Origin of the sequence: Sphaerisporangium album (assembly GCF_003323745.1) — a bacterium.
GTDB lineage: Bacteria > Actinomycetota > Actinomycetes > Streptosporangiales > Streptosporangiaceae > Sphaerisporangium > Sphaerisporangium album.
In genome coordinates this window covers 229,369-241,997 of the sequence record NZ_QOIL01000009.1, presented here as the reverse complement: position 1 = coordinate 241,997, position 12,629 = coordinate 229,369, and the positions used below count along the sequence as shown (strand labels likewise).

The window sequence follows — 12,629 nt, the reverse complement described above, 5'->3', positions numbered from 1 at the left end:
AACGCGCGCTCCGGACATGGCGGCGGGGGTCGGGCGTTTACCTCGCGCGGACTCTGCCGTTAACCATCGGGGTTCGAGGGCGGCGACCCTCCGCGGAGGAGGGAACGGCGGCGCGCGGGGTCGTCCAGCCGGGCCGGATCGCCCTGCGCGCGCGGGGATCCACGCGCCCACAGGCGACGCGGGCGCGTGGTCGTCGTTCCGCGAGCGGCGTCTCACCTGCGGCGGGTGGTGACCACAGGACCCGTCCGGGCGGCGTGGCCACGTGAACACCGCCGTGCGCCAGTGCAACATGCGTGGCAAACACCGTAGGCTCGTGCCACACGCGAAGCCATGAGGAGCGCACGATCGTGAATCCAGGGGATGTCAATCTGCAGCAGTTGCTGGAGCAGGCGCAGCTCATGCAGCAGCAGCTCGCGACGGCCCAGCAGGAGCTCAGCGACGCGCAGATCGAGGGGTCCGCAGGTGGCGGCCTCGTCGTCGCGACCGTCAACGGCAGTGGGGAGCTGCTGGAGCTCAAGATCAGTCCCAAGGCCGTCGACCCCGGCGACCCGCAGGACACGGCGGACACGATCGCCGATCTGGTGATCGCCGCGGTTCGTGACGCCGTCCGCGCGGCCGCCGAGTTGCAGCAGGAGAAGCTCGGCCCGCTGGCGCAAGGTCTTGGCGGAGGCGGATTCCAGCTTCCGGGGTTCTGACCGCCATGTACGAGGGGGTCGTCCAGAATCTGATCGACGAGCTCGGCCTGTTGCCCGGCGTCGGTCCGAAGAGCGCGCAGCGGATCGCCTTCCACTTACTTTCCGCGGATCCTGTGGACGTCAAACGTCTGGCGCACGTGCTGCTGGAGGTCAAGGAGAAGGTCCGCTTCTGTCGCGTCTGCGGGAACGTCGCGGCCGAAGAGGAATGCCGGATCTGCCGGGACGTCCGGCGCGACCCGCACGTCATCTGCGTGGTGGAAGAGTCGAAGGACGTCGTCGCCATCGAGAAGACTCGCGAGTTCCGCGGGCGCTACCACGTGCTCGGCGGGGCGATCAGCCCGATCGAGGGCGTCGGCCCCGACGATCTGCGCATCCGCGAGCTGATGACGCGGCTGGCGGACGGGCAGGTCACCGAGCTCATCCTCGCGACCGACCCGAACCTCGAAGGTGAGGCCACGGCGACCTATCTCGCCCGTCTGGTCAAACCGATGGGTTTGAAAGTCACAAGATTGGCCAGCGGTCTGCCAGTGGGCGGAGACCTCGAATACGCCGACGAGGTCACTTTGGGCCGCGCTTTCGAAGGACGGAGGCTGCTGGATGTTTGACGAGTGGAATGCTCTTGCCGACAGTGTCGCAGCGCATACGCAGAACTATCTCGACGGGCTGACGAGGCTGGCGAGCGGCGAGGGCGGTGACGCCATGCTCGCCATGCTGCTGGTCGAGGTCTCCCAGGTCAGCCTGGCCGGAGCCCAGCTGGGGGCCGTCCAGGACGTGATCCTGCAGGGCAATTTCGAGCCCGCGACGGGTCCCGACCCTGACCTGGACGGGGTGCGCACGGCTCTGGCCACGCGCCTGGGCCCTGTGGACGACTACGCGGAGGTGTTCGACCCGTACAAGGACACCGGCGTGACGCCCTACCGGCTGTCGGACGACCTCACGGCCGTCGCCGCCGACCTCGTCCACGGCCTCGGGCACTACCGCGCGGGGCGCCCCCTGGAGGCGCTGTGGTGGTGGCAGTACTCCTACTTCAACACCTGGGGCAACCACGCCGGCGCGGCGATGCGGGCCCTTCAGGCGCTCGTCGCCCACACCAGGCTCGACGTCGTGGAGGAGTCGACGATCGCCTGATTCCAGGGGCGGAGTTATCCACAGGAAGGCCGTTTCGGCGGCGTGTCGCGCCCGGTTGTCCACATGCTGGCCAATTCAGTTGGGCCTTCAGGACGCGCAAGTAGACTGTGAGCTCCGCAGACCGAACCTTTGGGAGACATCCCGTGGCGCTCGTTGTCCAAAAATACGGTGGTTCCTCCGTCGCCGACGCCGCGCGTATCAAGCGCGTGGCTCAGCGGATCGTCGCGACGAAAAAAGCCGGCAACGACGTCGTGGTCATCGTCTCGGCGATGGGTGACACGACCGACGAGTTGCTCGACCTGGCCCAGCAGGTGTCGCCGCTGCCCCCCGGCCGCGAGCTGGACATGCTGCTGACCGCCGGCGAGCGCATCTCGATGGCTTTACTGGCGATGGCGATCGCCAACCTCGGCCACGAGGCCCGCTCGTTCACCGGCTCGCAGGCCGGCGTGATCACCGACTCGACGCACGGCAAGGCGCGCATCATCGACGTGACGCCCGGCCGCATCCGGGAGGCGGTGAACGTCGGCCAGATCGCGATCGTGGCCGGCTTCCAGGGCGTCTCCCAGGACACCAAGGACATCACCACGCTCGGCCGCGGGGGCTCCGACACCACGGCGGTCGCGCTCGCGGCGGCGCTCGAGGCCGACGTGTGCGAGATCTACACCGACGTCGACGGCATCTTCACGGCCGACCCGCGCATCGTCTCCGCCGCCCGCCAGATTCCTCGCATCTCGTACGAGGAGGCCATGGAGATGGCCGCGTGCGGCGCCAAGATCCTCCACCTGCGCTGCGTGGAGTACGCCCGGCGGTTCACCCTGCCGATCCACGTCCGAAGCTCGTTCAGCAGCAGGGAAGGCACCTGGGTCGTCTCCGACCCCAACTTCGAAGGAAACGTGATGGAGCAGCCGATCATCTCCGGCGTGGCGCATGACCGGAGCGAGGCAAAGATCACCGTCGTCGGCGTGCCCGACAAGGTCGGAGAGGCCGCGGCCATCTTCCGCACGCTCGCCGACGCCGAGATCAACATCGACATGATCGTGCAGAACATCTCGGCCGCCGCCACCGGGCGCACGGACATCTCCTTCACGCTGCCCTCCGCCGACGGCACGGTCGGCGTCACGGCGCTCAAGCGCATCCAGGGCCAGATCGGCTTCGAGAAGATCCTCTTCGACGACCAGATCGGCAAGGTCTCGCTGATCGGCGCCGGTATGCGCTCCCACCCCGGCGTCACCGCGAAGTTCTTCGGCGCGCTGGCCGACGCCGGCGTCAACATCGAGATGATCTCGACCTCCGAGATCCGCATCTCGGTCATCGTCGGGCAGGAGGACGTCGACGCCGCCGTCACCGCCGCCCACCGCGCGTTCGACCTCGACGCCGACCAGGTCGAGGCCGTGGTGTACGGAGGTACCGGACGATGAGCATTCCGTCAGAGCACGCCGGCGCGGAAGGCGACCTCGCAGTGAACGCCGCCAAGCCCACCCTCGCCGTCGTCGGCGCCACCGGCGCCGTCGGCACGGTCATGCTGGAGATCCTCTCCGGCCGTCCCGACGTGTGGGGCGAGATCCGCCTGATCGCCTCGCCGCGCTCGGCGGGCAAGAAGCTGCTGGTCCGCGGCCGGGAGGTCGAGGTCGTCGCACTGTCGCCCGAGGCGTTCGACGGGGTCGACGTCGCCATGTTCGACGTGCCCGACGAGGTGTCGGCCGAGTGGGCGCCGATCGCGGCGTCCCGCGGCGCGGTCGCGGTGGACAATTCCGGCGCCTTCCGCATGGACCCGCAGGTGCCGCTCGTGGTGCCCGAGTGCAACCCGGAGCAGGTCCGCGAGCGCCCCAAGGGCATCATCTCCAACCCCAACTGCACGACGCTGTCGATGATGGCCGCCCTCGGCGCGCTGCACCGCGCGTACGGCCTGCGGGAGCTCGTCGTGGCGTCCTACCAGGCCGTGTCCGGCATGGGCGTCTCGGGGCCCGAGCGGCTGTACGACGAGATCGAGGCGGTGGCGGGCAACCGCACGCTCGGCACGGTGGCCGGCGACGTCCGCAAGGCCGTCCCCGACCTGGTCGACTCGCCGTTCCCGGCGCCGCTGGCCTTCAACGTCGTCCCGGCGGCGGGGTCGCTGAAGGAGGACGGCTGGTTCTCCGAGGAGCTCAAGGTCCGCAACGAGTCCCGCAAGATCCTCGGCATCCCCGACCTTAAGGTCTCCGCGACCTGTGTGCGGGTTCCGGTGGTCACCACCCACTCGCTCGCGGTGCACGCGACGTTCGACCGCCCGGTGACCGTCGAGGACGCGCGGGCCGTGCTGGAGGCCGCTCCCACGGTGGTGGTCCTGGACGACCCGGCCAACGGCGTGTTCCCGACTCCCGCCGACGTCGTCGGCACCGATCCGACCTATGTCGGCCGCATCCGCCAGGCCCTCGACTTCCCGAACACGCTCGACATGTTCGTGTGCGGCGACAACCTCCGCAAGGGCGCCGCCCTGAACACCGCCGAGATCGCCGAGCTGGTGGCCGCGGAGTTCCGGTCCCGCTGAGCGGGCCGCCCAGGGCGGACCCGCGGCCGCGCCGGCTCCGGGCCGGATTCCGGTACCGCCGACTTCGCATGGGACAGGGGGAGCTCCCGCTTCGGCACTCCCCCTGTCCCGCGCGTGCCGGGAGCGCTTGGTGGCTCAGAGGAACATGATGTCCCAGTGGCTGGGCTCGTTGGCGTAGATGGTGTAGCCCTGGGGGCGGCGCTCGTAGAAGATGTCGGCGCCGTCGCCGCGCACCTGGCCCCGGTGCATTTTCCGGATGAACCGGTTGATGCACTTGTTGTGCTCGATGTCGAGCTTGTAGCCCGCGCCGTGGCTGTGCGCGCCGTTCGCGTGGCCGACCTCGGTGCCGCCGGTCACCACGACCGGGCAGCCGCTTCGGCGCTTCAGGTTGACCACGCCCCACAGCGTCCCTAGGCGTACGGCGTCCAGCGAGGTGCACGAGCGCCGGTGGCGGTTCGCGCAGTGGCCCGACGACCGCCAGCCCAGCCCCGCGTGGCGCAGGCGGCGCGCGGCCTGCGGGTGCTGGAGCCGCACGGCCCCGTACACGCGGTGCTGCCGCCACAGCACGGGGCTGACCACCCGGGCCGCCCGCGCCTGCGCCGCGGCGGCCGCACGGCTGAGCCTGGTCGCGCTCGTCGAGTAACGCGTGGCGGGCAGCGCGTTGTGCAGCGCGCGAAGGCGCGGCGTGTTCGTGCCCGCGGCGGATCGCGCGGGCGTGGTCCGCGCCGGTGCGGCCGTACGGCCCCGCTTCAGCGCTCTTCCGCCGGCCGCGGCGAGGGCTTTCGTCCCGGCACGCGCGGGTGACCCGGTCGCGGCTCGCGTGCGGGAGCCGGTCGCCGCACGGGCGGCCGTGGCGCGGGTGAGGGCGCCGGTCCGGGCGCGGGGCGGCGAACCGGTCGCGGCCCAGGTGAGCGCGCCGGCGGTGCCGGGCTCGGACCGCGATGGCGAGCCGGTCTCGGGGCGGTGACGCGCGCCGTGGGTGGGGCCGTTCGCGCCGGTGGCGGACTGCAGGCGCGGCGTCGCCGCCGAGGCGGGCCGCGCGGAGGCCAGCCCCGTCACTGTGATCTGCACGGCGAGCAACGCGCAGGCACCAAGCCACGCGGGCCCGCGTCCGCAGGGATGCAAACCCATATTCGTCCTCTGTCGCAGGGCGCCCCTCCGCCACGAGGGATCTATCCCATCCACAGAAAGTGCTGACTCCACTACTCTGCGTGTTTTTGCGGGAAAATGGCGGACAAGCTGTTCGTCTGTGACCTTGAAGGGCTCCGGGCCGTACAGTGGCCCCGTGGTCGAATCGACGCCGAGGGCGCGTGGAGGAGAGAAGACCCGGGAAGTCATCGTCGAGACGGCCCTCCGCCTCTTCAGGGAGCGTGGGTACGAGGCGACGACCATGCGGGCCATCGCGGCCGAGGCGGGGGTCTCCGTAGGAAACGCTTACTACTACTTTTCATCGAAAGAGCAGCTCGTCCAGGCGTACTACGATCGCGCGCAGTGCGAGCACGAGGCCGCCTGCCGTGATCTTCTCGCGGCCGAGCGGAAGTTCGCGGCGCGGCTGAGCGGCGTGCTGCGCGCCTGGGTCAGGGTGTCCGATCCGTACCACGACTTCGCCGTCAAGTTCTTCAAGCACGCCTCGGAGCCGAGCAACCCGCTGAGCCCGTTCAGCGGCGAGTCGACGCCGGCCCGCGAGGCGGCGATCGCCCTCTACCGCCAGGTCGTCGAGGGGTCGGACGCGCGCATCGACGCCGAACTGCGCGAGGAACTGCCCGAGCTGTTGTGGCTGGCGTCGATGGGGATGATCCTCTACTGGGTGCACGACACCTCGCCCGGCTGCCAGCGGACGTACCGGCTGATCGAGGTGATGGTCCCGCTGATCGACCGGCTGGTGGGCCTGTCGCACCTGCCCGGTCTGCGCGGGGTGACGAAGGACTTCCTGACCGCCATGCGGGAGCTGAGAGCCTGACCTCGCCCGGCGGACGTGGGGTACGCGCGCCGCTTCTCGGCATACCGTCCGGTTGGTATGGTCGGTTCCCAGGAGGTGGACGGTGGACCGCTGGGGCATCACGATCCCGTTCGTCGGGGCCACCATGGCCGAGTCCAAGGCCCTGGTGACCGAACTGCCGGATCTCGGCTACACCGACGCCTGGAGCGCCGAGGTCAACGGCGCGGACGGCTTCGTCCCGCTCGCCCTGGCCGCCGACTGGGCCCCCGCGCTCCGGGTCGGCAGCGCCATCGTGCCGGTCTCGACGCGCGGCCCCGGGCTGCTGGCGATGTCGGCTGCGACGCTCGCCGACCTCGCGCCCGGGCGGTTCGTGCTCGGCATCGGCGCGTCCTCCCCGGTGATCGTCGAGGACTGGAACGCGGGCCGGTACGCCGCGCCCTACGCCCGCACCCGCGACACCCTGCGCTTCCTGCGCAGGGCCCTGGCGGGCGAGAAGGTCACCGAGAAGTACGAGACGTTCGAGATCAACGGGTTCCGCCTGGAACGCGCGCCCGCCATCCCTCCGAAGATCGTGCTGGCCGCGCTGCGCCCCCGCATGCTGGCGCTCGCGGCGGGCGAGGCCGACGGCGCGATCACCAACTGGGTCTCCCCGGAGGACGTGCGGAAGGTGCGGGCCGAGATCGGGCCCGACGTCGAGCTCATCGCCCGCCTGTTCGTCTGCGTGAGCGAGGACGCCGCCGCGGTCCGCGAGCGGGCCAGGCGCATGCTGACGGCGTACCTCACCGTCCCCGCGTACGCGGCGTTCCACGAGTGGCTGGGCCGCGGCGAGACGCTGCGCCCGATGCGGGAGGCCTGGGCGGCGGGCGACCGCCGGGCGGCGCTCGCGGCCGTCCCCGACGCGCTGGTGGACGAGCTGGTCGTGCACGGGGACGCGGCCACGTGCCGGGCGCGCGTCCGCGAGTACGTCCGGAGCGGCCTCACCACGCCCGTGCTGGCGCCGATCCCGGGCGGCGGGACGCCGATCCCGCGGGCCGTCCGCGACCTCGCCCCGGCGGCGTCCTGAACGGCTGACGCCGAACGCCGCGCCTGAATCCGTGCCTCGATCCGCGCCTGAATCCGTGCCCGCGGACGGGGACCGGCGGTGGTGAAGGGTTCCCTTCCGGGACGGTGACAGTCCTGTGCCGGGACGGGAGCAGGAACCGCCGGCGCGGGCCGAGCGTTATCCGAGTGCGCGTGGGGGTAGTCGCGCGGTCGACGTATCCGCGGGAACGCGGGCACAGACGGAGGGGACCATCATGATCAAGGGTCGCGGGTCTTCCGTGGGCCGGGCCGGTCGCGCGGCGGCCGCGTACCGGGTCTACCAGGAGGTCAACCGGCCGGGCTCGCCCGGTCTCATGGCCCGGGTCAGGGCCCTGCCGAGGATGATCTCCGGCGCGGTGCGCGGCGACTACCGTGATCTGGGCAGGAACAAGCTCCTGCTGATGGCGCTCGCGATCGGCTACATCGTCTCGCCGGTGGACGTGATCCCCGACTTTCTGCCCATCATCGGCGTGACCGACGACTTCGGCGTGTTCCTGTGGCTGATGTCGTCCCTGCTCGGCGAGAGCGGCCGTTACCTCGACTGGGAGCGCAAGAGGGTCACCGGCGAGACCCTGTAGCCGCTCCTGAGCCGCTCGCGGGCCCGCTCGATGGTCACGGCGTGGGGCGGGCCCGGGCGAGCGGTGAGCGGGCGTCTAGAGCTCTTCCCTGAGGAGCCAGGCGCGGGACGGCAGTGGGTGACCGAAGAGGCGTGCGGCATTGCCGTAGGCCACCCGGGCGATGTCGGCGGGCGGCAGGCTGCCGAGGTTGCGCGCGAGGGCCTTCTGGACGTCCGGCCAGGTCGACTCCGAGCGGGGGTAGCCGCTTTCGAGCAGCACGTGCTCCAGGCCGACGGCCAGCCGCACGCCGGACAGGGCGTAGTCGTCCAGCGTGCCGAAGTAGAAGTTGCGGCGCAGGACCTCGCTGGGCTTCAGGCCGCCCTCCCACGTGGCCTCGCCCGCCACGGGGTGGTCGAGCGCGTAGTCGGCGCGGGCGGACAGCATGGGAAGCCAGCCGACGCCGCCCTCGACGATGAGGATGCGCAGCTTGGGGAACCGCAGCGGGACGCCCGACCAGAGCCAGTCGGCGCAGGCGAACATCGCGCTCGCCGGGATCATCGTCGTGATGGCCTCGATCGGGGTGTCCGGCGAGGGCACGGGCGACCACGACGAGGCGCCGGTGTGCAGGCACAGCACCGTTCCCGTCTCCTCGCACGCGGCGAAGAAGGGGTCCCAATGGCCGGTGTGGATGGACGGCAGGCGCAGCCGCGTCGGGAACTCGGGGAAGACGACGGCCTTGAACCCGCGCGCGGCGTTCGCCCGGATCTCCTTGGCGGCGACCTCCGGATCGGGGAGCCAGGGCAGTTGGAGGGCGATGATGCGCTCGGGGTAGGTGCCGGCCCAGACGTCGCAGTGCCAGTCGTTGTACGCCCGCGTGAGGGCGAGCCCGAGGTCCTGGTCGCGGGTCTTGGCGAACGCCATGCCGGACTGCACCGCGAGCATGCCGGGGAAGCTGATGGCCGCCCAGATGCCCGCGATGTCCATGTCGCCGACGCGGGCCTCGATGTCGTAGCAGCCGGGCCGCATGTTCTCGAACCGGACCGGGTCGAGGGTCCACTGCTCACGCGGGAGACCGGCGCCGACGTCCATGCCCGCACAGGCGTAGGTGCCGCCGCCGTACCGCCAGACCTGGTGGCCGGCCTCGGTCTCGACCACCTTGGGCGCGACGTCGACGTACTTCTGCGGGAGCCGCTCTTCGAACACGTCCGGCGGCTCGATCAGGTGATCGTCGACGCTGATGATCACATAATCGCGCCGCCTTGGCTCGGGGTCAGGGGGCAGCGATGTGTTCACGAGGAAAACCGTATGCCGCAGGAATAACACCAGACAAGCTGGGAGGTCTCCGGTTGGTATCCGTTAGCACGCGGACGGCCGCCCAGCGTGGTCAAGCTTCTTACCAAATAACGTGACGAGAGCGGATAAAACCGGTCAGGGAGCCGTGACCTGCTGCGCGAGGCCGGGGTACCGCGAGATCAGCCCGTCGGCCCCGAACGTCAGGTCCGCCTGGAATCCCTCGCTGGTGAAACGCACCACGCCGCCGCCCAGAGGCGTGTACCGCTGCGGCTCCCGGCTCACCGCCAGGTGCGGCACGCTCACCCACGCCATCACGAAGTCGACCGGTTCGCCGCCCGCCAGCATGCCGTGCCGCAGCACCGGCATGGTGTTGGTGAGAGGCGACAGCCCGAGGTCGCAGTCGAGGGCGCCCGCGAGCACGGCCGGGTCGGCGCCAGGGGCGGGGCCCTCCAGGGCCCCGATGGACTCCACCGTGCACGTCCACGTCCCCCCGGCGTTGCGCTTGAGGTCGATCGCCCGCGACCACTCGGCCCCCTGCGCGCGCACGCTCAGCGCCTCGGTCACGTACTGCCGGCCGGTCACCAGCTCGTATTCGAGCCGGTAGGGCACGGGGACCGCGCCGACGGCGGTCCCCGTCGCGGTGAGGCGCCCGTCGGAGATGTCCACATGCGCGTATTCGGCGCCTTCGTCCTTCACCCACACGATCGATGGCATCCGCGCCTCCACGCGTCGAAAGCGGCGTTCGCGGTGAAGAACGGCTGCCCGGTGATCGTGGTTCCTACCGTCCGGCGCTGGGGACGACGCCGGAGTCCCTGGCGGGCTCGCGCTCGGCCTTCAGGTCGCGCGCCTCGCGCCGGATCAGCGCGATCCAGCCGCCGATGGCGATCGCGATGAACAGCCACCACTGCACGCCGTAGGCGAGGTTGAGACCGCCGCCACCGCCCACGTCCGGGTCGGGGACGGGCTCGGGCGCGGTCGCCGAGCTGGGGTTTTGCGCCGTCAGCTCGACGAACCCGCCGTAGAGCCTGTACGGCAGCCGCTTGGCGAGGGACGGGGTGTCGATCAGCAGAACCTGGCGGGGTGGAAGTCCGCTGCGTTCGGTGATGCCGGTGTTGTCCTCCGTCTCCGCCGGGCGTAGCCGGCCGGTGATACTTACCTCACCGGCCGGGGGCGGAGGGACCTCCGGAGGCGCGTCCGCGGTCGGCCCGGCCTTCACCCAGCCCCTGTTGACGATGACGGCCGTGCCGTCGGCGGTCACCAGGGGAGTGAGCACGTAGAAGCCCGGCCGGCTGTTCTGCGTGCGACGCCTGACCAGCAGTTCTCCGGCGGGGTCGTAGCGGCCGGCGGCCGTGACGGGGCGGAAGCGCAGCGCGTCGGGGACAGAAGCTCCGGGTTTGTCCAGGTCGGCGAGGGGGACCGCGGCCGCCGCGAGATTGCGGGTGGCGACGTCGCTCGCCGCGGACCTCTCCTCCCACCGCCCGAACTGCCATCTGCCCAGAAAGACGAACGCGGGGATGAGCACCAGGACCAGCACGTGAAGCGCCAGCCAGCGGGGCGTGAGGAGGAACCGGTACACGCATTCAGCGTAGGCAGGGCGGGAGGTGGTCCGTCACCCGGCCATGCCCGGGGCCGCCCGCCCGGCCTCGCGGCAGGTCGGGCGCGTTCCCCCAGGTCGCGGCACGGCGGAGCCGGACGGACGCGGCCGCGCGGAGGCTCGGGGAGGCGTCGTGCCATGGGCGTCCTTGGGCGCGGTGAAGGCGTCGCCACCCTCCGATCATGATCTCGTGGAACCGCTCGCGGATGGCCAGGGCATGCCGTACGGTCGTCTGGATCGCCCGCCGATGGCCGTCGTCGCTCTGTCCTCAGGAGCCCTCTCGAACATGACCGCGTCCAGTCTCGCCCTGCCGCCCGCCGCGCCGCAGCCGGTGTTGCCGAGGCTCTCCGTCCTGGTCCGGCACGCGGCGCCCCGCGTGCTGGAGGGCATGATCCTCCCGGTCGCCGTCTTCTACGCGGGGCTGCTGGTCGCGGGCATGAACGGCGGTCTGGTCATGGCGGTGGCCTGGGTGTACGGAGGGGTGGCGCTGCGGCTGGTCCGGCGCCAGACCGTGCCGGGAACGGTCCTGCTGGCGATGCTGGCGATCACGGTGCGGGCGGCGCTCGCGCTCGTCACCGGCGACGTCGTGATCTACTTCCTCCAGCCGACGCTCGGGGTCTTCTGCGCGAGCCTGGCCTTCCTCGGCACGGCGGCCGCGCCGCGCCCGCTGATCCAGCGGGTGACCACCGACCTCGTCCCGATTCCCGAGTATCTGATGCACCACCCCCGGATGCGCCGGTTCTTCGTACACCTGTCGCTGCTCTGGGGGTTGGTCCAGTTCGCCAACGGGTCGTTGAGCCTGTGGCTGCTGTTCAGCGAGTCGATCGAGACCTATCTGATCGTCCGGACGGCGGCGGTGGCCGTGCTGATGGTGCTCGCGGCGGGCGCGTCGCTGCTGGCCTTCCGGCGCGTGCTGCGCACCCTCTGCGCGTAGGCGGCGCAGGGCGTGTAGGACGGGCGGGTCGCGGTAGGGCCGGACGTGATGGGCGAGAACCGCAAGGTGCTCGCGATCGTCAGGCGGTGGTGGCCGGATGCCGAGGTGCGTGTCGGGTGCGGTACCGTCGAGATCATCGCGCGCATCGGCGATCTGAACCCCCGGCCGAACAGGCCGTCGTCCAGGCGTCACGGCCTGGCATGGTACAGGTTTGCAGAACAAGGTTCTGTTGGGTCACCATTGACGGTGTGAAGAGCGCGAAGAACGGACGTGACGGCCGCACCCGCATCATCGAGGGGGCCCTGCGCCGCTTCAGCCAGGACGGGGTCTCCTCCACCACGCTGGCCAGCCTCCGCGAGGAGAGCGGCGTCAGCGTCGGGAGCTTCTACCACCACTTCGCCAGCAAGGAACACGTCTTCGGGGTGCTGTACTCCGAGATCCAGACCATGTACCAGCAGGCGTTCCTGGACGAGCTCTTCCGGCACGACACCGCGCGCGGCGGCATCGAGGCGATCGTCGCGATGCACATGGCCTGGTGCGGCAGCCACCCCGAGCGGGCCCGCATCCTGATCAGCGAGCGTCCGCCCCGGCGCGAGGAGCCGGGCGGCCCCGAGATCGCCGAGTCGCGCCGCGCGTTCTTCCGCCAGGTCGCCGACTGGTGGCGCCCCCACATGAAGGACGGCGTGCTGCGGCCCGTTCACCCGACGATGTGCTACGTCCTGTGGCTGGGGCCCGCGACCGAGATGTGCCGCCTGTGGTTCACCGGGGCGCACCAGCCCACCGAGGAGGAGGTCAAGGCCCTCTGCGAGGCCGCCTGGCTCAGCCTCCGGGTGGCGTGACGCACGGAGCGGGCTCGGCGACATAAGAGCGGAGCGGGCTCGG

14 protein-coding genes are annotated in these 12,629 nt (G+C 71.0%); 10 read left to right on the top strand and 4 right to left on the bottom strand.

Translation table 11 applies throughout. The features are described from left to right. The first annotated feature begins 347 nt into the window (after positions 1 to 347). The 5 genes from DQ384_RS17990 to DQ384_RS17970 all read left to right on the top strand — a co-directional run bounded on the left by DQ384_RS17990 (position 348) and on the right by DQ384_RS17970 (position 4,350). The gene (locus DQ384_RS17990) at positions 348 to 695 is read left to right on the top strand and encodes a YbaB/EbfC family nucleoid-associated protein (RefSeq protein WP_220182992.1); all 348 of its coding nucleotides are present in this window, start codon (positions 348 to 350) and stop codon (positions 693 to 695) included. A gap of 5 nt (positions 696 to 700) precedes the next feature. Further along, positions 701 to 1,300: a recombination mediator RecR gene (gene recR, locus DQ384_RS17985; RefSeq protein ID WP_114029986.1), complete on the top strand. Its 600-nt coding sequence runs from the start codon at positions 701 to 703 to the stop codon at positions 1,298 to 1,300. Continuing rightward, positions 1,293 to 1,823 (top strand): DUF5063 domain-containing protein, encoded by a 531-nt coding sequence (locus DQ384_RS17980; RefSeq protein WP_114029985.1) that lies wholly within the window; start codon positions 1,293 to 1,295, stop codon positions 1,821 to 1,823. The genes recR and DQ384_RS17980 overlap by 8 nt, the downstream gene beginning before the upstream one ends. A gap of 143 nt (positions 1,824 to 1,966) precedes the next feature. Continuing rightward, entirely contained in the window at positions 1,967 to 3,241 is a 1,275-nt protein-coding gene (locus DQ384_RS17975; RefSeq protein ID WP_114029984.1) for an aspartate kinase, read from the top strand. Next, positions 3,238 to 4,350 (top strand): aspartate-semialdehyde dehydrogenase, encoded by a 1,113-nt coding sequence (locus tag DQ384_RS17970; protein WP_181871272.1) that lies wholly within the window; start codon positions 3,238 to 3,240, stop codon positions 4,348 to 4,350. The genes DQ384_RS17975 and DQ384_RS17970 overlap by 4 nt, the downstream gene beginning before the upstream one ends. Positions 4,351 to 4,485: 135 nt before the next feature. Here DQ384_RS17970 and DQ384_RS17965 read toward each other — a convergent pair whose 3' ends face one another. After that, the gene (locus DQ384_RS17965) at positions 4,486 to 5,421 is read right to left on the bottom strand and encodes a hypothetical protein (protein WP_147268816.1); all 936 of its coding nucleotides are present in this window, start codon (positions 5,419 to 5,421) and stop codon (positions 4,486 to 4,488) included. 214 nt (positions 5,422 to 5,635) lie between these two features. Between DQ384_RS17965 and DQ384_RS17960 the strand changes: the two genes are divergently transcribed. The 3 genes from DQ384_RS17960 to DQ384_RS17950 all read left to right on the top strand — a co-directional run bounded on the left by DQ384_RS17960 (position 5,636) and on the right by DQ384_RS17950 (position 7,947). Beyond that, positions 5,636 to 6,310, top strand: coding sequence for a TetR/AcrR family transcriptional regulator (locus DQ384_RS17960; protein WP_114029982.1), 675 nt, complete (start codon positions 5,636 to 5,638; stop codon positions 6,308 to 6,310). A gap of 82 nt (positions 6,311 to 6,392) precedes the next feature. Next, a complete protein-coding gene (locus DQ384_RS17955) occupies positions 6,393 to 7,352 on the top strand; it encodes an LLM class F420-dependent oxidoreductase (RefSeq protein WP_114029981.1) in 960 nt (319 codons plus the stop codon). 232 nt (positions 7,353 to 7,584) lie between these two features. After that, positions 7,585 to 7,947: a YkvA family protein gene (locus DQ384_RS17950; protein ID WP_245966571.1), complete on the top strand. Its 363-nt coding sequence runs from the start codon at positions 7,585 to 7,587 to the stop codon at positions 7,945 to 7,947. A gap of 75 nt (positions 7,948 to 8,022) precedes the next feature. Here the strand turns inward: DQ384_RS17950 and DQ384_RS17945 are convergent, their stop codons facing one another. From DQ384_RS17945 to DQ384_RS17935, 3 genes are all read right to left on the bottom strand, one after another. Then, a complete protein-coding gene (locus tag DQ384_RS17945) occupies positions 8,023 to 9,219 on the bottom strand; it encodes an amidohydrolase family protein (protein WP_114030079.1) in 1,197 nt (398 codons plus the stop codon). Positions 9,220 to 9,354: 135 nt separating this feature from the next. Next, positions 9,355 to 9,933 (bottom strand): putative glycolipid-binding domain-containing protein, encoded by a 579-nt coding sequence (locus DQ384_RS17940; RefSeq protein WP_114029979.1) that lies wholly within the window; start codon positions 9,931 to 9,933, stop codon positions 9,355 to 9,357. A 64-nt stretch (positions 9,934 to 9,997) separates the two neighbouring features. Next, entirely contained in the window at positions 9,998 to 10,795 is a 798-nt protein-coding gene (locus DQ384_RS17935) for an SURF1 family cytochrome oxidase biogenesis protein (protein WP_114029978.1), read from the bottom strand. A gap of 304 nt (positions 10,796 to 11,099) precedes the next feature. Here DQ384_RS17935 and DQ384_RS17930 point away from each other — a divergent pair, with 304 nt between their 5' ends. Further along, positions 11,100 to 11,747: a VC0807 family protein gene (locus DQ384_RS17930; RefSeq protein WP_114030078.1), complete on the top strand. Its 648-nt coding sequence runs from the start codon at positions 11,100 to 11,102 to the stop codon at positions 11,745 to 11,747. 248 nt (positions 11,748 to 11,995) lie between these two features. Beyond that, a complete protein-coding gene (locus DQ384_RS17925; RefSeq protein ID WP_114029977.1) occupies positions 11,996 to 12,586 on the top strand; it encodes a TetR/AcrR family transcriptional regulator in 591 nt (196 codons plus the stop codon). The last annotated feature ends 43 nt before the right edge of the window (positions 12,587 to 12,629 follow it).